19 protein-coding genes are annotated in these 19,578 nt (G+C 72.2%); 14 read left to right on the forward strand and 5 right to left on the reverse strand.

Annotated elements, in window-relative coordinates:
• Positions 1-2 precede the first annotated feature (2 nt).
• Positions 3-575: an RNA polymerase sigma factor gene (locus ABTY61_RS37580; protein ID WP_350509690.1), complete on the reverse strand. Its 573-nt coding sequence runs from the start codon at positions 573-575 to the stop codon at positions 3-5.
• Positions 576-998: 423 nt separating this feature from the next.
• Here ABTY61_RS37580 and ABTY61_RS37585 point away from each other — a divergent pair, with 423 nt between their 5' ends.
• Complete coding sequence (locus tag ABTY61_RS37585) at positions 999-1,838, forward strand: SAM-dependent methyltransferase (protein ID WP_350509691.1); 840 nt, start codon at positions 999-1,001, stop codon at positions 1,836-1,838.
• A gap of 80 nt (positions 1,839-1,918) precedes the next feature.
• On the opposite strand, the gene ABTY61_RS37590 is transcribed toward ABTY61_RS37585, so the two are convergent.
• Entirely contained in the window at positions 1,919-2,812 is an 894-nt protein-coding gene (locus ABTY61_RS37590) for an aminoglycoside phosphotransferase family protein (protein WP_350509692.1), read from the reverse strand.
• Positions 2,809-4,200, reverse strand: a complete 1,392-nt coding sequence (locus tag ABTY61_RS37595) for an NsdA family TPR-like regulatory protein (protein ID WP_350509693.1) — start codon at positions 4,198-4,200, stop codon at positions 2,809-2,811. The genes ABTY61_RS37590 and ABTY61_RS37595 overlap by 4 nt, the downstream gene beginning before the upstream one ends.
• 157 nt (positions 4,201-4,357) lie before the next feature.
• Between ABTY61_RS37595 and ABTY61_RS37600 the strand changes: the two genes are divergently transcribed.
• Positions 4,358-4,858, forward strand: coding sequence for an ATP-binding protein (locus tag ABTY61_RS37600; protein ID WP_350509694.1), 501 nt, complete (start codon positions 4,358-4,360; stop codon positions 4,856-4,858).
• 191 nt (positions 4,859-5,049) lie between these two features.
• Here ABTY61_RS37600 and ABTY61_RS37605 read toward each other — a convergent pair whose 3' ends face one another.
• On the reverse strand, positions 5,050-5,541 hold the full coding sequence (locus tag ABTY61_RS37605; RefSeq protein ID WP_350509695.1) for an SAM-dependent methyltransferase: 492 nt from the start codon (positions 5,539-5,541) through the stop codon (positions 5,050-5,052).
• Between the two features lie 75 nt (positions 5,542-5,616).
• Entirely contained in the window at positions 5,617-6,996 is a 1,380-nt protein-coding gene (locus ABTY61_RS37610; RefSeq protein ID WP_350509696.1) for an NsdA family TPR-like regulatory protein, read from the reverse strand.
• Between the two features lie 405 nt (positions 6,997-7,401).
• Between ABTY61_RS37610 and ABTY61_RS37615 the strand changes: the two genes are divergently transcribed.
• From ABTY61_RS37615 to ABTY61_RS37670, 12 genes are all read left to right on the forward strand, one after another.
• Positions 7,402-8,328, forward strand: a complete 927-nt coding sequence (locus ABTY61_RS37615; RefSeq protein ID WP_350509697.1) for an ATP-binding protein — start codon at positions 7,402-7,404, stop codon at positions 8,326-8,328.
• A 123-nt stretch (positions 8,329-8,451) separates the two neighbouring features.
• A complete protein-coding gene (locus ABTY61_RS37620; RefSeq protein WP_350509698.1) occupies positions 8,452-9,306 on the forward strand; it encodes an SAM-dependent methyltransferase in 855 nt (284 codons plus the stop codon).
• A 6-nt stretch (positions 9,307-9,312) separates the two neighbouring features.
• Positions 9,313-9,750, forward strand: coding sequence for a hypothetical protein (locus tag ABTY61_RS37625; protein WP_350509699.1), 438 nt, complete (start codon positions 9,313-9,315; stop codon positions 9,748-9,750).
• A gap of 31 nt (positions 9,751-9,781) precedes the next feature.
• Complete coding sequence (locus ABTY61_RS37630; protein WP_350509700.1) at positions 9,782-9,982, forward strand: DUF5999 family protein; 201 nt, start codon at positions 9,782-9,784, stop codon at positions 9,980-9,982.
• A 136-nt stretch (positions 9,983-10,118) separates the two neighbouring features.
• Positions 10,119-10,922 (forward strand): hypothetical protein, encoded by an 804-nt coding sequence (locus ABTY61_RS37635; RefSeq protein WP_350509701.1) that lies wholly within the window; start codon positions 10,119-10,121, stop codon positions 10,920-10,922.
• Between the two features lie 143 nt (positions 10,923-11,065).
• On the forward strand, positions 11,066-11,518 hold the full coding sequence (locus ABTY61_RS37640) for a hypothetical protein (RefSeq protein ID WP_350509702.1): 453 nt from the start codon (positions 11,066-11,068) through the stop codon (positions 11,516-11,518).
• The gene (locus tag ABTY61_RS37645; protein WP_350509703.1) at positions 11,515-12,477 is read left to right on the forward strand and encodes a Scr1 family TA system antitoxin-like transcriptional regulator; all 963 of its coding nucleotides are present in this window, start codon (positions 11,515-11,517) and stop codon (positions 12,475-12,477) included. The genes ABTY61_RS37640 and ABTY61_RS37645 overlap by 4 nt, the downstream gene beginning before the upstream one ends.
• A 266-nt stretch (positions 12,478-12,743) precedes the next feature.
• A complete protein-coding gene (locus ABTY61_RS37650; RefSeq protein WP_350509704.1) occupies positions 12,744-14,801 on the forward strand; it encodes an NB-ARC domain-containing protein in 2,058 nt (685 codons plus the stop codon).
• A 295-nt stretch (positions 14,802-15,096) separates the two neighbouring features.
• Positions 15,097-16,899: a hypothetical protein gene (locus ABTY61_RS37655; protein WP_350509705.1), complete on the forward strand. Its 1,803-nt coding sequence runs from the start codon at positions 15,097-15,099 to the stop codon at positions 16,897-16,899.
• The gene (locus tag ABTY61_RS37660; RefSeq protein ID WP_350509706.1) at positions 16,896-17,285 is read left to right on the forward strand and encodes a hypothetical protein; all 390 of its coding nucleotides are present in this window, start codon (positions 16,896-16,898) and stop codon (positions 17,283-17,285) included. The genes ABTY61_RS37655 and ABTY61_RS37660 overlap by 4 nt, the downstream gene beginning before the upstream one ends.
• A gap of 107 nt (positions 17,286-17,392) precedes the next feature.
• Complete coding sequence (locus ABTY61_RS37665; protein WP_350509707.1) at positions 17,393-18,631, forward strand: hypothetical protein; 1,239 nt, start codon at positions 17,393-17,395, stop codon at positions 18,629-18,631.
• A gap of 108 nt (positions 18,632-18,739) precedes the next feature.
• Positions 18,740-19,578 (forward strand): glycoside hydrolase family 15 protein (locus ABTY61_RS37670; protein ID WP_350509708.1); only part of this gene is annotated, 839 nt, incomplete at its 3' end.

Consider the following 19,578-nt stretch of genomic DNA (forward strand, 5'->3'; position numbering starts at 1 on the left):
CGTCACTCCGTACTCTCCCCGTCCTTCGCGCCCAGCAGTCGGCGCAGCTTGCGCACCGCCTGGTGGGCGGTGGTCCTCACGTTGCTCTCGGAGATGTCCAGGTGCTCGGCAATCAGCGAGTCTCTCAGTCCGAGGAGGTAGCGCAGCACCACGATGTCGTACTGGCGCTCGGCCAGGCGCAGAATCGCCTGGTAGAGGTCCTCGTGCTCACTGAGCTCCTCCAGCGAGACGCGGGCCTGCGCGGCGAAGTGGCGGATGGCCTCGGCCCGGTCGGCCAGCGGGCTGCCGGGCGGCCTTCCGGTCTGCGTGATGACCTCGGCGACGGCGTCCTCGACCGCGCTCTTGATCAGCGTCCAGGCGAACGCGGCAGGCACGCGGTGGCGCAGGGCCAGCGGCCACTGACGCCACAGCTGCTCCTTCATCCGCTCGACCGTGTGCAGGACACGGACGTCGTCGTGGAGCCGGGCGCGTGCCAGGCCGACCCACGCGGGCGAGTGGGTCTGGCAGAAGGCGTCATACGACAGGCGAAGGGTACTCTCCGCACGGCCTGCGGGCGCCGTCTCGTGCTCGGTCACAGCGTTGTTCCTCCCCAGTGGCCGGCTGCGCCGACCGCCCGGTCCGACCGTGGTCGAGACCCCCCCACCCTGGGTCCCGCAGGCCGGCTTCCTCGGAGAACGGTTGCTCCCCATGCGCACATCGAAGCGCATCTGAGCGCCTAGCGTTAAGGCGATCAAATAATGACATTGCAGGCCACAAGGTCCGTTAGTTCATCACATGATTAACCGCCAAAAAGAACGCTTGTGATCACTTTGGAAAGGTTCTGAGGTAGGTACTTCGCCTCCTGGCTGGGACTCTGTCGATTTCCGGCCTTGATTGCCCGCGGACAGCTGTGGGCATAGTGGGGGAAGGCCGCGCCAGGGCCCGCCAGGCCTCGCCATCACGCGAGGCCAGGAACGATCCGCCCGCGGCGCCGCCGACAGACGCGACTGGGGGGGTTCATGGCAGAGGACACGAGCGACAACGTGCACCGACAAGGCGTCGAGGTGACCCTCGACATCCACCGTCCCCACTCCGCCCGGATGTACGACTTCTTCCTCGGGGGAACGACCAACTTCGAGCCGGACCGCGTCGCTGCGGCGCAGACCCTCGCGGTGTTCCCCAACGCCCGCATCGCCGCCCGCGCCAACCGCGCCTTCATGCACCGCACGACCAGGACCCTGGCCCGCCGCGGTATCCGACAGTTCCTCGACGTGGGTACCGGCATCCCGACATCCCCCAACCTCCACGAGGTCGCCCAAGAGGCAGACCCGACGTGCCGCGTGGTCTACGCCGACAACGACCCGATCGTCCTCACCCACGCCCAAGCACTGCTGCGCAGCGCTCCTGAGGGCCGCACGGCCTACATCCAGGCCGACGTACGAGACCCCGAGTACGTGCTGAACGCCCTGGAGAGCCAGGACGTGCTCGACCTGGACCAGCCGGTCGCACTCAGCATGAACGCCCTCCTCCACTTCGTGCCGGACGGCGACGACGCGTACGAGATCGTAGAAGCGTTCAAGGCACGCATCACCGCGCCTGGCAGCGCGCTGGTCATGTCGCACTTCACCCCCGACTACGCGCCCGCGGACGCGGAACGAGGCGCCCGCGTCTACCGGCAGGCCGGCACCAACGTCCAGGCCCGTACCCGCGCGGAGTTCGCCCGGTTCTTCGCCGGCTGGGACCTGCTGGACCCCGGCATCGTCTCCACCCCCCGCTGGCGACCGGACACCGATGCTGACCTCGCCAACGTCAGTGACACCCAGGCGTCCTGCTACGGAGCCGTCGCGCTGCGACCATGAAACGCTTCAACCAGACTGACAGGTCGTCGCGGTGAATGTGAAGTCTGTCGGGCGACCCGCCGCTGAGGGTTGACTGCGCGCTACAGGATGCCCTTCCAGGTCCAGGGACGTGGACCGGACCGGCCGCGAAGGCAGTTGACCCGGTGGACGGCTTCGGCCTGCCATGCCGGATTCCTGGCGGAATGCTGGGCCGCATAGGACACGATGCGCAGCTCGCGGATGGCAGCTAGCAGGCCGTACCCGCTCCATGTGGTGACGTCGTAGCCGTAGGCCTCGCAGAACAGTTCGTACTCTGCGAATGAGATCGTGCCGGTAGTTCGATTGCGCACGGCTATTGACACCAGGTCCCATTCGAGCGGGCCGATGGAGGCCCGCTCCAGGTCCATTACGAGGGGGCCGGCTGGTGTCGTGACGATGTTCCCCGACCAGGCGTCGCCGTGCACGATGCATTCAGCGTGTGCGGTGTGGAGGCCTGCGGCCCATTGCCGGGAGAGGTCGTCTTGGTAGTCACGAAGCCATCGGCGATCCTCGATCGGAAGGGAGACAGCAGCGTCGATCCGGTCCCTCAGGCGGACGAACGGATCCAGGCGCCCGAGGTCGAGGTTCACAGGGCGCGGGAGACAGTGGAGGGCCCGAAGGACGTTTGCCGCGTCGAGCGCGCTGCCAGGCTCGTGCTGTGGCACCTCCTTCCAGAAGGTGACCGGACGCCCATCGACAACGACCGGCTGCTCCACCTCGATCGGGACCACCGTGCGGATCCTGTGTGCCGCGAGCCAGCGTGCGAGCCGGACCTCCCGGGCAGCGACTGTGCCCTGTCCGGGAGGACCGATGCGGGCGATGATGTTCGTGGGCAGTCGCCATGTCTCATTCTCGGCGAGACGGTATGGCGTGGCGCCAGTCGACTCGAGGCCTGCGGCTGAGCAGGCCTTGCGCAGGAGAGTCAGTGAGCCGCCTGTGGGTGCTTGATCCGTCACCCCCTGACCGTAGCCCGGATCTTGTGCCGCAGCTCCGCCGACCCCGCGGTGCCTCCTGCCGACCCGGCGACCCTGCCGAGTTCCACCAGTTCAGTGCTTGCGCGCTTGGAGGTGAGGCTGTCGCTGTAGGCGGCCGCGCTGAGCCCAAGAGCGATTCCTTCGGCGGGATCCCCAGTCGCGAGCACGAGCGAGGCCAGCTTGATCGATGACATCGCCCGCGAGCGGGGGTAGTGGTCGCCGTGGCCGCGGACTGCGTCGGCGAAGCGCTGGAGTGCCAGGGCCGGATTGTGGCCGCGGGTCCCGACCGAAAGGTCGTACAACGCGTACGCCGTGTCGCCGTTGTGCTGGGCCTCGTCGTAGTACCGCATCCACGCGGGATCATTCTGGGGCTGGCGACGAGAGAAGGCGTCGTCCGCCGCCCCTACGGCGGCCAGGGTTTCCTGGACGCTGCCGAGCTTCCCCCAGGCACGGGCCCTTGCGGTGTGCAGCATCGCTTGCTCTGTGGCGGTCAACCGGTCGGATCGGACCAAGCCTTTCTCGGCATAGGTCAGAGCGTCATCGGCGTCTCCGGTCCAGACCGCCTGTCGGGCAAGGAAGGAATAGCCCTTGGCGCGCAAGTCCCACTGCCGGACCTCCTCCGCGCATTCCACCGCGATCTTGAACGCGGTCGTGGCCTTCTCGTGCTGGAGGCTGTCGAACTGGCAGGCGCCGGCGACCAACCCGAGCCTGGCAACGGCGGCGAGGAAGTCGGTCCGCAGTTTGTCCGGGCAGCTGACGGACAGCAGTGCAACGGCCCATCGCATGGCGCTGTGGGCCTGCAGGCCCACAAAGCCGCCGCCTCCGAAGGAGGTATCCCAGCGCTGCAGAGTAGTGGCGTACTCGACCAGAAGGTTGATCTCCCGGGTGCTGATGCGTTCTGGGACGGGGAGCTCCGCTGAGGGGGTGAGGATGCCGAGCAGGTCCAGAGGGGCGAGGGCGGCGAGACCGCCGATGGCGAGAATGGCGCGACGGTGCATGGGGTCACTCCCAGACAGTGGTGTGCTTCCCCCCAGGATGGATCCCTCGAGCATCAGTCCTGGTCGTTGGGCGCCACGCTGACGGGAAGTATCCGCATCAGCCCCGGATTTATCCGCATCGAAGGCCATAGGCCATGAACGTCGGAAGAGCCCGCCGGTCTCGAGCAGGTCGTCCAACCGCGGTGGAAGGTCTGCCGGGCACCGGTATACGCCTTTCTCGAGTTTGAGCAGCAGATCCACGCTGACCTGCAGATCTGCGGCGAATCTCGCAGCACTCACGTAGCCGGCGGCCTTGCGTCGGTGGCGTACCTCGGCGCCGAACCAGGCGGCGGGCGAGGCGCTCGGGTCGAGCGGCTTCTCAGGCTGCGGCATGGCCAGATCCCTCCTGATGCGGATTCTTGAGGTATCCGCATCAGCCCCTCCCGGAAGCCGTGCGCGCCCTCTTGAATGAGTTTCGATCAGTACGGACGCCAGTACACACCGCCACCGGTCCCTGCGAGGGGGAAACCGGCCAACGACTGGATTCGCTATGGGCCTTGAGGACGCCGCACCCACCGGACTCCTGCGTGGTCAGGTCCGGCTGGGGGCAGGCCAGCTGTCGATGGACCTGGAACTGACCGGCTTCGTGATCCATCACGCTCGGGCCGTTGCGGTCAGCTGTCTGCGGCTCTGGCGGGTGCCCGAACTGGTCGTGGGCGATGCCGCGGTGGTTGTTGGCGAGCTGCTGGCCAACGCGCTGGACCAAACGCGCAAAGGCCAGACGCCGGCGACCTCGGTCGAGCTGCTGTTGCAGGTGGCATTCGGGGCGGTGGTGGTCGTCGTGCATGACGACCACCCGCACATCCCGACCATCCCCGAACCGGGTTCGGCCAATCCCTACGCCGCCGGTAGCCGCGGGTTGGAACTGGTCCGTGGAATCGCGACCCAGTTCAGCTTTGCCTCCAGTCCCAGAGGTGGCAAGGACGCCTTCGCGTTGATCGATCACCCGCGGGCGGCGATGGCCATCGGTGATCAGGGCACCGCAGCTTGACCAGCTGTACCCACATTCGCCGCGACGTTCTCCTGAGGAGCTCTTTGATGTTCGGATCCTTTAGCAGGTGGCCCAGGCCACTGCGTGGTCGTAGGAACCCGATCAGCTCTCCGGCGCGCGCTGCATCCCGTTGCTGTCGCCTCTGGGGAGAGATCCTGAGGAGCGCCGTCGCCGCGCAGCACTCCGACGGGCTACTCGGGCGCGCGGTCTGCGGCGTCGGCCCAGTAGTGGGTGAGCAATTCCGCCGGCCAGTCGGGCTGCCTGATCTCGCCCCGGGGACCCATCTGCGGAAAGTAGGGCCCCAGGTCGATGACGGGTGTCCCATCGACGGCGTCCAGGTCGGTGACGTGCAGGTCTCGTCCGTCCACCCTCAGCAGGCGCGGGAACGAGGTCGCCAACTGGTTGGGCCGACGGTGGTTCCTGTGCGCAAACGTGCCGGTGGGTGCCCAGCGGGGATCGTTGCGGGGACTGCGCGTGTGCAGGTGGACGTCACCTGGCGAGGCCCGGTTGAACTGCCAGGTCACCAAGAGGTGCGAGAACTCCTCGAGGCCCTGCAAGGTCTCGAGGGGGTACTGCTCGTGGATCCGGATGATGGACTCGACCCCGCCTTGGTAGTCATCGGCCACGGTCAGGTGGCCTCCGACGACGACTCCGATGGGCCTGACCAGAACCGGTTCGCTCATGGCTGTCTTCCTCCTCGTTCACGCCGGCGGACGGCCAGCGGTACCTCATGGCGGGCGCGAGTTCCCGCGCGCGGGTCAGCCTATGGTGCGCAGGAAGTCGTGGGCGCGCTGGTCGAGTTCGGCCGCCCGGCTGCCGCCGCGGCCACGCAGCGGGGACAGAGAGCTTCGCATGCTGAGCACGGTGTCCCGCACCCGGCCGGACTGGATGCCCTGCATGCCGTCCAGTGCCTGGCTCCACGTGGCGCACGCCGCGTCGATGTGGCCTTGGCGTGCCTGGACGTCGCCGAGGTAGCCGAGCGTCACAGCGCGGGTGCGGGCGTAGGACAGGGGCCGAGTCCGCACGCTCCGCTCGAACTCGGCCTGGGCTCCTTCCAGGTCTCCGAGATCGCGCAGGGTGCAGGCGGTTTCGTGGGCGAGGCTGGCTTCGGAGAAGAACGACACCCGCCCCGGTTCCTCCCCGCCTCCGGGGGTGCCCGCGCTGCCGAGGTCGTCTTCGGCGCGGCGCAGCGCGATCAGGGCTTCGTTCCTGTGGCCTGCGGCTGCGAGGGCGCGGGCGTGTACGACGCCCACCAGGGCTTTCTCTCTGGAGCTGGCCTGGTTGTAGCGGTGTCCGTCGACGGCGGCGTCGGCGAACTGCAGGGCCTGGGCCGGGTGGCCCAGGTCAACGGCCTGGTGGGCTGCGGCGCGCAGGATGTGTCCGGCCAGCGGGGCGTTGTCGGCCTCGGCGGCCAGGGCAAGTGCGATGCGGAACGACTTCTGTGCGGCGGCGTGGGATCCGTAGTCGAAGCTCATCCAGCCGTCCAGGTAGACGAGTTCGCTGGCTGCGGTCGCCAGGTCCTGGCGGAGCCGGTTGTTCGGGAGGCGGCTGCTCAGGTAGGTGGCGACGTCGGTGCGCAGGTAGGCGCGGAGCGCGGCGCGGCCGGCGCCGCCGCCCAGGCGCTGGTCGCGGCCGCTGAAGAACGACATGGCCTCGCGCAGGCTCTCGACGTGGGCCTCGGTGATGGTGAGGGGCGAAAGGGCCGCTCTGCGGTGGGCCTGTTCGACTCGGCCGTGCCACCAGCCGGTGGGCGGCAGGGCTGCGCCGAGTGCGGAGTACCCGAGCAACTGGCGTCGGCTGATCATGTCGGGGTCCCCGAGGTCTACGAGTGCGGACACGGTGTCGACGTCCCACTTGTCCAAGGCGGTGTCGGCCTCGTGGTCCGGGGCGAGCCCGATCTCCGAAAGGGTGACCGCACGGCCCAGGCCTCGCGAGAGCGCCTCGCACAACATAGCCGGGCCGCGGCCCCGGGGTCGGTACCCCCTGAGCCACTGCGCGATGTGAGAGCGGGTCACGGTTGCCAGCTCGTCGGCTCCGGCCTGCGCCGCCACCTGGCGAAGACGCATGGCGGTCCGGTCCTGGGACCAGCCCAGTTCCTTGATGACGGACTCCAGCCGGGTGTTGCGCTGCGGCGCCACGGCGCGCTCCCTGCCCTTGAAAACGATCTTAACGGACTTAACGGTGCTCACCGCGGCGCTGGGGTACCCACAGGCGGTGGCGGGCGGTTTGCTGATCGTGACGATAGCCCTCAACGGCCAAGGCTGGAGGGGGTTTCGTCAACCACCGCGACACCGGGTGGGAGGCCGTCCTCCGGCTGGCCGAGGCCGCGAGCCGGCGCCCCGGGCGGTCCTTCCATCTGCCACGACACTGCGAGGACGGACGATGACAAGCCTTCCGGCACGGACACGGCTGCGGGGCCCGGGCCTGGCCCCACGGGGGACCGGGACCACCCAGCGGGCGCAGCCTGGCACGGCCGGCGGCAACGTCTCGTCGCCCGGACGCCGTTGCCCGGCAGGGTCCTCGTTGCCGAACGGCGGACGCTGATGGCGGCCTTCCTGCGGGGCGGGCGCCACCGCGCAGGCACGGCCCGTGCCGTGGTCACGGTCGGCCATGAAGTGCGGGAGCGTGTCGAGGCCGAGTTCGTGGAAACCTGGTTGCCCCGCATGCTGCAGGCCGCCGAACTGGGCCTGCCAGCGGCGGAACCCACCGAGGTCTCCCCGAGTGTGCGCCACGCCCGTGAGTTGCTGCACGCGTTCACCCGCCGTGTCCACCGACAGGCTGCTGCGGACACAGTGGCGGCAACCCAGTCACTGCTCGCCGAGCTGGGCCGCCAGGCGATGGCCATCAGCGCAGCCCAGCAGCGCATCACCGACCACGAGTCGATGGCGAGCCTTTACGAGGCCGACCACGCCAACGCCCTGGCCCTGCGCTTGGCCGTCCGGATGTCCGCTCTGGCCACCGGAGCCTGGCCCACGCCCCGCAAGCAGGCGGCCCATCTCGTCGACATCGGCCGGGCCGCTCAGAGCCGGGTCGCCGACTACCAACGGATCAAGATCCACGGCACCCCCGACCTCACGGTTCGGCCGCAGGCTATCGAACCGCTCATGGCCGCCGTCACCGAGCTCCTCGACAATGCGCTGCGCCACGGCGGAGCCCACGCCAGCGTCGTCCTGGGGCTGAGCGCCGATCCGCAGTCCGCGGGCGCGTGGGTGACCGTCACGGACAACGGACCGGGAATGCCCGGCCGGACCCTCTCCCTGCTGCGGCGGGTGCTGGATGCCGGCGGCCGCGTACCGACCGGGGAGAGCTGGCCCGGACAAGGCATCCGCCTGGTCGCTCTGGCTGCCCGCCACCTGGGCCTGAGAGTCGCGCTGGCGCGCGAACCCGAGCAGACCGTCGCCACCCTCCAGGTGCCTGCCGGCCTCCTCGTTCCCCCTCAGGCGCCTGCCACCCTGCTCCGCCGCCCCTGACACATCGCATCACCCCGCCCGACCCGAAGAAGCCCGCCGGCGTTGCCACTCGCCGGCCTGCCACGTGAAGGAGACCGCCGTGACCGTGTCCTGTGCCCGGCTGACTGCGATGAGGTGCGCCGCGTGACGGCCACGTGTGCCGTCGGGCAACCGGAGCTGGAGGAGGGCTTCGACGGGATCGAGCTGGGACTGCACCGGGCGCAGTCCTCCCGGGTCGAGTCCTGCCTGCTGGGTGGGATCGACGGCTTCGGCGCGGACCGCGAAACGGCGGGCCAGCTAATGGCTTTGGACCCCACGGCCGTGCGGTCCGCGCTGCAGCGCAAGGCGTTCCGGCGGGCCGCGATGTCGTTCATCGCGGGCTGCGGCCCGATGCGGATCCTGGATCTCGGGTGCGGGCTGCCGCTGCCGCACTGGTGGAAGGCCGCACGCTCGCACTCGGTCCAGCGCTGGCTGGTGGGAGAGGTGTGCGAGCTGGCCGCGCCCGGATCGAGGGTGCTCTACGTCGACCAGGACCCGGTCGTGATGTCGCACGCCCGGGCGCGGCTGGCTGGCAACGGGGCCTGCGCGGTCCGTCACCTCCATGCCGACCTCGCCGACGTAGAGACGGTGCTGGCCGCAACGGAGGTCTGCGAGGGTGAGCCGTTCGTGCTGGCCCTGTTCGACAGCCTCCATGAGGTCGAGGACGCGCACGCGGTGGTCGCCGCGTACAAGGAGGCGGCCGCACCGGGGAGCCTGCTGGCGGTCAGTCACCGGAGCCTGGATGACGTCCAGGACTGCCGGTACGCGGCGGGCCGAGGTTCGACGGGGCTGCCGTTCCACCCGCGCTCCCGGGAGGAGTTCACCGCGCTCTTCGACGGCTGGGAGCTGCTCGGTCCCGGTGTCGTCCCCGCCGAGCGGTGGTCCGCCGCGCGCGCCCCGGGCAAGCGCCGGCTGACCCGGGCGGCGGGTGCCTACGGCGCCGTCGCGCGGAAGCGGTAGGGCCCCATGCCAAAGGTGAGTGCGGGCCCCTCGTTTCCGGTCCAGCCGGTGTGGCTGCCGGCCCACGTCGTTGCCCTGCTCTGCGGCCGGGCCTTCGAGGTGCTGCGGGTCGACGACCAGCCAGCCGCGGCGGTGCTGGAGGCGATCGGCCCGGCCTGCGGTCCGGTGATCGCCACCCGACTCGGCTACCACGACTTCCTTCTGCCTCCCGGCGAGTTCCTGCGCCAGCATGTACCGCGGGCACCCGGGGTGCGCCCGATGCCGAACGAGACCCGCGTCGACGTTCCGCCGCTGACGGCTTCGCCCCACGAGGGCATCCACTGGCTGGTTCCGCCGGGCACCGGAGCCACAGACCTGTCCGCCGTGACGACCGCACTGGCCGGCCACTTCGCGCACGGCGGCCCTGCCCGGCACCGCGCGCCGCCGCGACGCGACCGTCGCTGACCATCTTCGAACCCACCGAGAGGAGAAACTCATGCCCGCTCCGCACTGCCAGCACAAGCCGCCCTGCCCCCGGGCGGAGGTCGCGGACTTTCCCGCTGCCGAGGCCGTGCACGCCCACCCCGAGCAGGGCTGGTCGCTCCTATGCAACGGTGCCGTCTTGTTCGACGACGGCGGCGCCCTCTCCGCGTCCGGCCAGGTCGCCGGGCCCTTGTACGCCAGGAGCGCGGCGTGAACGCCACCCCCACCCCACCGGAGCGTGCGGCGGCGGTTCTCGCGCCGGACCTGCCCGGTGGCGCCATCGCCGCGTACCGGGCCCTCGACCGTTCCGTTCCGGTTGGGCGGGGTGCCAGGCCTGTTGTGGGGGCACCGTGATCCGACCGTTCGCCATCGTCCCGTGCGACGACGCCGTCCTCGTGTTCGATCCGGCCACCGGTGCCGCTCACCGCAACTGGCAGCCGCTGCCCACCGGGCGGGCGCTGATGGACTCACAGCAGGTGACGCGGTGGCCGGAGGAACGGGCCGCTCTGTCGGTGCGCGCTGTCCCCGAGCTCCTGTCCGGCCCGGTTCTGGAACGGGCGGCCGCAGCGGGTGTCGTCGCGGTGGACCTCACGTGCCGGTACCGGGAGCTCGACGCGGACCTGGTCGCCCTGACCGGGCGCATCCGCGCACGCGGCCTGCTGGTGACGCTCTCCACCGACCGGCCTGGCCTGGAGTGGCTGGCTCCGCAGCTGGCCTGGTACGTCGATGCGTTGCGGGTGCACCTGGAGGCCCCTACGGAGGCCGACCACGACCGTCAGGCGCGCCCCGGCGCGGCCGCGTACGCCCAGGCCCTGCGCGGTGTGCGGGCGGCCGTCGACGCCGGGATCGCGACCGAGCTCGTGGTCCCGGTCCCACCGCAGGCGGGACCCGACCACCACACGGTGATCAAGAACGCTGCCCACCGCGCCGGCCAGCTGAACGCCGTCGGGCTCACCCTGGTCCTGGCCCGGGCGACCACGACGTGGAGGTCCGGCACGGCAGGTCCCCTTCATCGCCCGGGACCGCGGCCTGCCGGTCTGTCCTCGCTGGCCGCACTCCTCCCACGGCTTGAGCTGCCCATACGAGTACGGGCGGGCGCCGGACGCGCAGTGGTCCCACTGCACGCCCTGCCCACGCCGGCCGGGGTGGCGTGATGCCGGGCCAGCTGCCCGCCGACCGTTCCCCATCCCTGTACGTGACGCTCCGACATGGCGAGGACCCGCGATGGCGTCCGCTCGTCTGCCCCGGAGGCCGTCCCGTCCGGGTTCACGAACGCCGACGCCGCCGCCGGACCGGGGTGAGCCGGTCACACGCCACCGCGCTCATCGCCGGCGGCTGCACCCTGGTCCTGGTTCCGGTGGCAGTCGCGGGGGCTGCGGTCGTGGCGCAGGTCCACAGGCTGCCGGACCTGGAAAGCCCGCGGGTCTGGCAGGCCGGCCTGCTCGTGCTGTTCGTCGTCGCCGCCGCTGTCGGCAACGGCGTACCCCGCGCCGTACGGAAACTGCGCACACCGCCGACTCACCTCGCACCCACCACCGTCTGCGGGGCGGGCCTCGACCCGGGCCCCGGTGCGGGCGCCGCCCGCCCCGCCGGCGCCCGCAGGCACGACACCACTCCTTCCAACCACGGCGCGCGCCGGCCCCCGCACACCCCCGGCGCTGCCCCGACGCCCGCGATCTCCCAAGGCACCAGTCCGGACCGCCCGGACCACCTGTGCACCGCTCGACCGACAGGACAACCGCCCCGATGACCAGCACCCCCCAAGACACCCACCTTGGCGCCTTCGTCGTCGGCTCTCATCTGCGCCATCTGCGGGAGTGCCAGCACCTGACCCCCGAGGGCCTCGCCCGCCTCATCCCCGGGCTGGGACGCCCGGACACTACGGCGATCACCGCCCTGGAGACCGGAAGCGGCGGCGACACGGGACTCGTCGCGGCATACCTGCGGGCCGTGGACGCGGGCCCGGCTGCGGCCGACGACTTCCATCGGCTGATCGCGGGCATTCAGCATGACCAGCCGGGCGCGGCCTTCCTGGACGATGGCCACGGCGCGCAGTGGCGCCACCTGATCCTCGAGGCCGACGCCGACCGCCTGCTGCTTGCGGCCTCGACCACACTGCCCGCGCCGTTGCGCACCGTCCGCACGCAGGCGGCCATGCTGATGGAGAGGCCCCACGGACCGGCGGCTGCGGCGGCCGCGCCGACCACCGAGCCGGCGGCGCGGCTCACGGGCTGCGCGTTGTGTGTGGCGTACCGCGAGGGCCTGGGGGCTGGCCCGGCCGGCGCCGAGGACTGGCACCAGGTGATCGCTCGCATGCGGGGCGCCGCATTCGACATCCGTGTACGGCGCGCGGATGGACCCGACACCGTTCTGCTGCTGGACGAGGCCGCGCTGCATCCGGGCGCCGGCAGCGCTCGGGCCCATGCCGAACAGATGGGCCTCCTTGCCGAGCTCCACGCCCGCACCCGGCTGAACGTCCTGGTGGTGCCCTCTAACAGTGGGGCCGTCCTCAGCGGCGAGAGAGCTGAACTCTCCTTCGGCGGACGAGTCGTGGTCGCGACCCTCGAAGGCTCAGGTGTGCGCTACCGCACCGGGCCACGCCACGACCTGCGGTTCGCGCTGTCGCGCTCCCTCGACCCGGGCACCAGCGCCCGCCTGCTGGCCGCCGCCGGCGGCACCCTCAGGCGGCGGCGTGCCGGGGTGTGGTGACGGGGCCGCCCCCCGGCCCCGGCCCCGGCCACCGTACAGCCCGTACGACCCCACGCTTCCTCGCGGCCGCACCCGCACTCCGTCGACGTACAGGAACCGAGACCCATGACCCACCGGACCGTCGCCGCTCCCAGGACCAGGCAGCCCTCTGCCCGGGCGCGGGACCCGCACGCGTCCACCGCGCCGTCCACTGCCGCCGACGCCCTGGCCGCACGCACCACGGAAGGCGCCCGATGAGTGCGGGACCCGGCACGACCCGCAACACAGTGACGAACAGTCACGCCCGCACACTCGTCCAGGCGTCCACCATCGGGCATCTGAGCGTCCACACCGGGGCCGACAGCGCCGCCCCACCGCCCGTCCCGCGCCAACTTCCCCGCACGGCAGCCAACTTCGTCAACCACCGCGCCACGATCGGCAAGCTCCAGGACGGCCGCCGCCGGATCACCGTGCTCCACGGGGACGCCGGAGTGGGCAAGACCGCCCTGGCCACGAAAGCCCTCGACGCCATGCCGGTGCCGCCCGGCGGACAGGTGATGGCCCGCCTGCGCGCCGGGGAGATCGGCGGAGCAGCACGGGTGCTGGAGGTCCTGTCGCGAATGCTGCGCGCGCTCGGCCACGAGGGGCCCTGGGCCGATGTGGAGGAAGCGGCTGCGATGTGGCGCACGGCCACCACCCAGCGGCCGGTTGCCCTGCTGCTGGACAACGCGGCCGACGCCGAGCAGGTCGTCCCCCTGCTGCCCGCGGACGGCTCGACGGTCGTCGTGACCAGCCGCCGGCCCCTGCCGGAGCTGGCCCTGGAGGGCGCCGAGCACCACCATGTCGCCCCGCTCGCACCGGATGACGCCGTGGAGCTGCTCGGCCTGACGGCGGGCGGGATCGGCGGCCACGAGGACCATGCGGCCCGCAGGGTCGCCGCCATGTGCGGGCACCGGCCTCTCCTGCTGGTCCTCACCGGCGCCCGGCTGCGGCTGGACCCGGCCCTGCGCCTTGCCGACGTCAACGACCCCAACGCCCACTCACCGGCGTCGGGCTCCTCCCCGGACGTGATCACCGTGCACCTGCGGCACGCCCAGGACCTGCTTCCCGACGACATCGCGAGCGCCTATCGGACGGCCGGGCTGCTGCCGTTCACCGCCGTCGAGGCGTCTGCCCTCGCCGCGGCGCTCGATTCCAGTGCCGAGGATGCCGGGCGCCGCCTGGGCGAGCTGGAACGTGCGGGCCTCGCGGACCGCGCAGACGGGTTGTGGACCCTGGTGCCCGCCGGGCAGGGGCGGGCGGTCGCGGCCGCACTGGCCTTGGAGCACGACGGCGCCGCCCTCACCGGGCAACGGCGGCGCCGGGCACTGGAGTGGTGGCTGGCCGCCCTCACCCGCGCCGAACGCCTCCTCGCGCCCCACCACCGGCACACCACTCGCACCTACCGCCACCCGGCCGTCGAGCTGCCCGCCTTCTCGAGTGCGGACGCGGCCTGGCAGTGGCTTTCCGGACAGGAGGAACAGGTCCGGCCGGCGCTGCAGGCCGCCACAGCCGCGGGCTGGGACGACCTGGTCTGGCAGTGCACGCACGCCCTGTGGCCGCTGTTCCATCGCCACCGCAGCACCGAACTCTGGCTGTGGGCGCAGCGGATCGCGGTCGAGGCCGTGGACCGGGACGGGGACGAACTCGGTCGGCGCGAGAGCCGCAACGCCCTCGGGATCGCCCTTCGTGACCAGCACCGCCTGGCCGAGGCCCTGCCGCTGTTCCGGCAGGCCCGGGACTCGGCCGTGCGTGAGGGCGACCTGCGTGGACAGGGCCAGCACGAGCAGGAGATCGGCGCGACGCTGGTCGGGGTGGGCCGCCTCGGCGAGGCCGAGCGGTACCTGCGCGCGGCGCTGCGGCTGTGGACGCAGACCGGCTACCCACGTGGGACAGCTCTGGTGCGCATCCGCCTCGGCGAGGTCGCGCACCTGCTCGGCCGCAGCGAGGAGTCCCTGCCCGAACTGCAGCGGGCGCGCCGCGACCTACTGGAGGCCGGTGACGTTCTCGACGCGGCCCGGGCTCTCGTGGTCCGGGCCCGGGCCCTGCGCGCGCTCGGCCGCACGGCAGAGGCCGACGCCGAACTGGTCTCCGCTCAGGACGAGTTCGCGGGCATCGGAGCGCGCCTGTGGCTGGCCCGCGTCCTTGAACTGCGCGCGCAGGCCGCCGAGGCCTCAGGGGACGGCCCGGCCCGGGTGGCGGACCTTCTGCGCGAGGCCACGCGCGCGGCGGGCAGCAACCCCAAGGCCCTCGCGGGCATCCACGCGCACCTGGAGCGGATCACAGGGCAGGCACCCGATGCGTGAGCACACCACCGCCCCTGCTGCCGCCAACACCCCGGACCAGGCAGGCCACGACGCGGTCAGCGCGGGGAACGAGCCCGCAGGCCGGGCCCGGGCCCGAACCCGACATACGCCACCACGGTGCTGTGCTCCGGCACCTCGTTGCCCGCACCGCCTCAGGCCAGGCACCGACCGGCCACGGCCAACGCACTGGCGCACGCTCGCGGCGCCGCGCGACCACCGGCGCGCCGACGCCGCATGACCATCCGCTCCAGCAAACCGCGTCCAGCCAGACCCGACAGACCCCAGGACTCCGCTCATGAACCACCCCGAGCTCTACACCCCCGCGCCCGACAGCGACACCGCAGCTCTCACCGCTGTCCTCGCCACCGACGACGACTCCCTCGCCTGGGCCGCGCTCCTGTGCGGCCCAGGCAGCAGTAAGGACATCGCCGCCGCGCAGAACCTGGCCCAGGACCACGTCGAGCGTGCTCATAACGGCCTGATGCACCGCACTGGGGCGTCCACCCGAGCCAACCTCACCGCCTCCTACACCGCGGCCGGCCTGATCCGCAGCCACAACTTGCCCGCCCTCTGGGCAGACCCCCGCGAGCTCGACTGGGCCGACCAAGCCCTGCTTCGCCTGCTCGCCCGGCTGACCGTCGCCGAGACCGCCACCGAACTCGCCCTGTCGCCCGTGACGGTGACCCGGCGCCTGGAGCGGCTCCTGGCACGACTGGACCGCATGACCCTCCACGAGGCAACGGCGCACGCCGCCCGCATGCACCTGGTCCGGCCGTGGGACGTGCGCCCCGAACTGCCGCTGACCCCACCGGCCGTGGCCGAACCGCTGCGCCACGCGGTCGAGGCGATCACGACCGCGTGGACCCGCTCGCCGCGCGTGTGCGCGCAGATCCCCCGCGGCGAGCAGGCGGCCGTGGCAGCGGCGGCCACCCACGCCCACACCGGCTCCGGGGCACGCGTGCTCTTCGTCACTGCGTACGGTCCCGCCTGGGACCTGGCGATGCACGCGTGGACCGCCGCCCGAGCGCGGTTCGGTACCGTCGTCGGACTGCAGACACCCGCACAGCTCAGGCTCGCGGGCGATGTGGCCAGGCGGTGGCCGGTGACCTGTTCCGCGCGGGGCCTGCTCGACTTGGCCGGCACCCGCCAGGCGGCGACGGTGGTCGCCACGCCCGAGGCACTGCCCCTGATCGTCGCCCTGCATCAGCGGGAGGCGCCGCCGGTCCGCTGGGACGTGCTGGCGGTCGGTGACGCCCACCGGATCGGTCACGCACGCTCACCGGGCCAGGACGTCCACGACGACCGTGTCCTGCCCGCCACCGCACGGCTGTCCCTGACGTCGACGTCCCCGGATCGCCTGCCCGCAGCCGCCGGGTCACTGGCCGTGCGCCGCACCGTCGCCGAGGCCGCGGCCCAGGGGCAGGCGCGTGCCCACTGGCTGCTCGCGACCGCTCCGCCGCCCTCCTCCCGGCGCGGCACGCTGGCGGACTTGGCGGTCCTGATCCTGGAGGCGTCCCGGCTTCACGGACTGCGACGCATCCACGTCGTGTGCCAGCGCGCGCACCAGTGCCGCAAGCTCACCCGAGCCCTCGCACTCGCGGTCGACGCCCTGCCCGAACGCAGGCGCCCTTCGTCCCTGTGGGCCCGGGAACTCACCCCGACTATGCCGGCCGAGGAGCGTGAGCACATCCTGCGACAGTTCGCCCGCAGTCACGAAAGCGTGCTCGTACTGACCTCCTGTGCCCCGCTGGCGGCGCCCGGCGCCGACGCGCTGATCGTCCTGGACTCCCACCAGGTGGAAGAGACAGCCGAGGCCATCGAGTGGGCGCTTGACCCGTTCAGCCCGCCCCCGGCACGCCCACTCGTCGTCCTCGCGCCGCTCACCGACCTCCCCGGCAACGGTGGAGCTGAGCAGGCGAGCCGGTTCGCGGGCATCGTCCGGGCAGCGACGCTGCTGGACCCGACCTTGGCGCAGCTCGTAGCCGACCATCCGACAGGCTCACCGGCCCCATGGCTGGAGACCGGCCCGCACCTGAGCGCCGGCGACCGCCAGCTCGTGGACGCCGTCGCACGGGACCTCGCCCGGGATGAGACGTGAGCGCGAGGCGGACCGCATCCACCAACCCGCCCCTCCCGGCCGGGCCGGCCGTCGTCCACCTGCGTCCGACTGCCAGGCGCACTGCGGCCGGGACCACTTGGAACGACCCTGCCCGCCACAGCGGACTGACGGTCGACCAGTTACTCGACCTCGGGCACGACCCCACCTCCCAGCCCTCCGGTCCCCTGGACATTCACGTCACGCAGGACGGCGCGCTGTACGGCGCCGGGGCGGCCGCCGCCGAGGACACCAAGACGCTCGACACCCTCGCTCTGCGGGCTGGGTCCGCGTCGGCGTCCATCGCGTGGCTGCGATCCGCGTGGCAGTGGATGTTCTCCCGCACCGGCCACGGTGTCGGTCCCCACCCGTCCGAAGGACTGCGATGACCCGTTCCGGCACACCCCCGATCCCGTCCGCCCCCTGCGTCGGACCCTCCAGCCGGGGTGGAGCGGCCACGCTGGCAACCGGCGACGGCGATCCGGGGCGGCTTCTGGTGACCGGATCCCGCTCCGCGCTCGCCCGGCACGCCGAGCACGCCGTCGGCGGGCACGGGCGTACCGTGCTCGTGCTGCAGAGCGACGACCTGCCGCACGCTCTGGCCCACTGGCGTACCCGCTGTCGGCTCGGGACCCGGATGGTCGGCGTCCGCGGGGCGCGCGAAGTCATCCCCCTGGGCCACATCCCCGCTGGCTGTCCGATCGTCGACGACCCCGTCACGCTGGCACACCACATCAGGAGTCCCGGACCGCTGCTGGCTATCACCACCCTCTCGGGCGCCGCGGTCCTTGCCGCCACCTACGGCGGCACTCGGCTGCCGCCGTTGGAGCTGCTGCTCGTCGAGGACACCCTGGCGCTCGAGGCAGCCCGGGCAACCGGTGGCGACCTGCTGTCCAGCGCCCTCGTAGCCGCCGAGCGATACGTGCTGCAGGCAACCGCCGCCGACCTGGTCGACGAGCACGGCCGGCTGCGCAGCGTCCGTCCAGGCCTACGGCACGGCCACGAGCGAACGCTCGGCCCGATCACCGCCCGCGGCTACCGCCTGCACATCCCGATGCGTCGGCCGCCACGGCCGATGGACGGCCCGGCGCTGCTGGACGACGCTGTACGCCTGGCCATCGCCACCGCGGCCCGGCCCGGCATGCGCCGGATCGTGGTGTTGTGTCCCGACGACCGCACAGCCGCGCGCGTCGCCTCCCGTGCCCGCTCACTCCTCCATGACACGGCCTCCGCGCCTAGCGTGCGCACGGCCGTGAACCTGACGCCCCTCGACCGCCACCGGCTGCTGTCCCGGCTCACACGGGGAGCACACGCCATCGTCGCCTCCACCCAGCCGTTGCCCGGCGCCGCCGTGGACGCGTTGCTGCTCCTGGCCCCCGGCCGGACGCCGTGGACCACGCTCGCGGCACTGGAAGCCGCGCTCGCCGACCCGGCGCGCGACCTGCAACTGCTGACGGGCCCCATCGAGATCGCCTCAGGCCGCCGCCCCGCCCACGCCCACCTCACCGCGCCCGCCACCGTCCTACGGGCCCTGGCCGCTCTGGACCCCCGGCTACGCCGCGCGCTGGCCACCGCCCGGTGTGAGGCCGGCAACCCGTTCAGGCCGGACGCTGCCCTGAACTGGGTGAGCGTGCCGGACGACCTGTCACCGCAACTCCGCCAGGCCCTCGCCGAGGTCCTGCTCGCCGCCGACACCCCACGCACCGCACCACTCGCGCACCCCAGCGGCCCGTGAACACACCAGCCCGGCCCCGCCCGCCACCCGGCCGGCACACCGACCGCAGGTCCCGACGGACCGGCGCGCCTTCACCCTCCCGCCATCCCACCCACGGCAAGGACCCCCATGACCCGCCCCATCGAGGACCACGGCCTCGTCGGCAACTGCGCCACCGCGGCCCTGATCGACCGAACCGGCACCCTGGCCTGGCTCTGCCTGCCCCGCTTCGACTCACCGGCCGTGTTCGCCGCCCTGCTCGGCACCCAGGAGCACGGCTCATGGCATCTGGCCCCCACCACCGGCACAGAGGCCGGGCCCACGCCCGCCGACCGGCGCCGCTACCGGGGCGAATCGCTGATCCTGGAGCAGGAGTGGGACACCCCCGGCGGGACCGTGCGGGTCATCGACTTCATGCCTACCGCCGGGCGGCGCGTGGGCGCGGACCCGGTGCCCCGTGTCATCCGCATCATCGAAGGCGTGTCCGGCACCGTGCGGATGCGCTCCACCCTGCGCCCTCGGTTCGGCTACGGCCGCACCGTACCCACGCTCTCCCGACCCCGCCTGCCGGGCACAGCCGAAGGCGACACGGTCGCCGTCGCCGGACCGGACGCGGTCTGGCTCACCGGTCGCGAACACGCCGCCTCAAACGGCGTACTCGCGGCCGATTTCGCCGTCCAGGCGGGCGAGCGCGTCGCGATCACGCTCACCTACCGCGAGTCCCACCGCGGCGCCCCCGCCGTCATCGACACCGACCAAGAACTCGCCCGCACCGAGCAGTTCTGGCACGACTGGGCCGACCAGTGCACCTACCAGGGCCCCTACCGCGAGGCCGTGGTCCGCTCGCTGATCACCCTCAAGGGCCTCACCTACGCCCCCACCGGCGGCATCGTCGCCGCCCCCACCACCTCGCTGCCCGAGGACATCGGCGGCGAGCGCAACTGGGACTACCGCTACACCTGGCTGCG

Source organism: Kitasatospora sp. NPDC096128, from assembly GCF_040303105.1.
Classification (GTDB): Bacteria; Actinomycetota; Actinomycetes; order Streptomycetales; family Streptomycetaceae; genus Kitasatospora.

Bases quoted from the DNA above. Each gene is read 5' to 3' on its own strand.
- ABTY61_RS37630 (WP_350509700.1), top strand. From the start codon at position 9,782: ATGCCCGCTCCGCACTGCCAGCACAAGCCGCCCTGCCCCCGGGCGGAG.
- ABTY61_RS37655 (WP_350509705.1), top strand. From the start codon at position 15,097: ATGAACCACCCCGAGCTCTACACCCCCGCGCCCGACAGCGACACCGCA.
- ABTY61_RS37605 (WP_350509695.1), bottom strand. From the start codon at position 5,541: ATGAGCGAACCGGTTCTGGTCAGGCCCATCGGAGTCGTCGTCGGAGGC.
- ABTY61_RS37615 (WP_350509697.1), top strand. From the start codon at position 7,402: ATGGCGGCCTTCCTGCGGGGCGGGCGCCACCGCGCAGGCACGGCCCGT.
- ABTY61_RS37645 (WP_350509703.1), top strand. From the start codon at position 11,515: ATGACCAGCACCCCCCAAGACACCCACCTTGGCGCCTTCGTCGTCGGC.
- ABTY61_RS37625 (WP_350509699.1), top strand. From the start codon at position 9,313: ATGCCAAAGGTGAGTGCGGGCCCCTCGTTTCCGGTCCAGCCGGTGTGG.
- ABTY61_RS37595 (WP_350509693.1), bottom strand. From the start codon at position 4,200: ATGCCGCAGCCTGAGAAGCCGCTCGACCCGAGCGCCTCGCCCGCCGCC.
- ABTY61_RS37600 (WP_350509694.1), top strand. From the start codon at position 4,358: ATGGGCCTTGAGGACGCCGCACCCACCGGACTCCTGCGTGGTCAGGTC.
- ABTY61_RS37585 (WP_350509691.1), top strand. From the start codon at position 999: ATGGCAGAGGACACGAGCGACAACGTGCACCGACAAGGCGTCGAGGTG.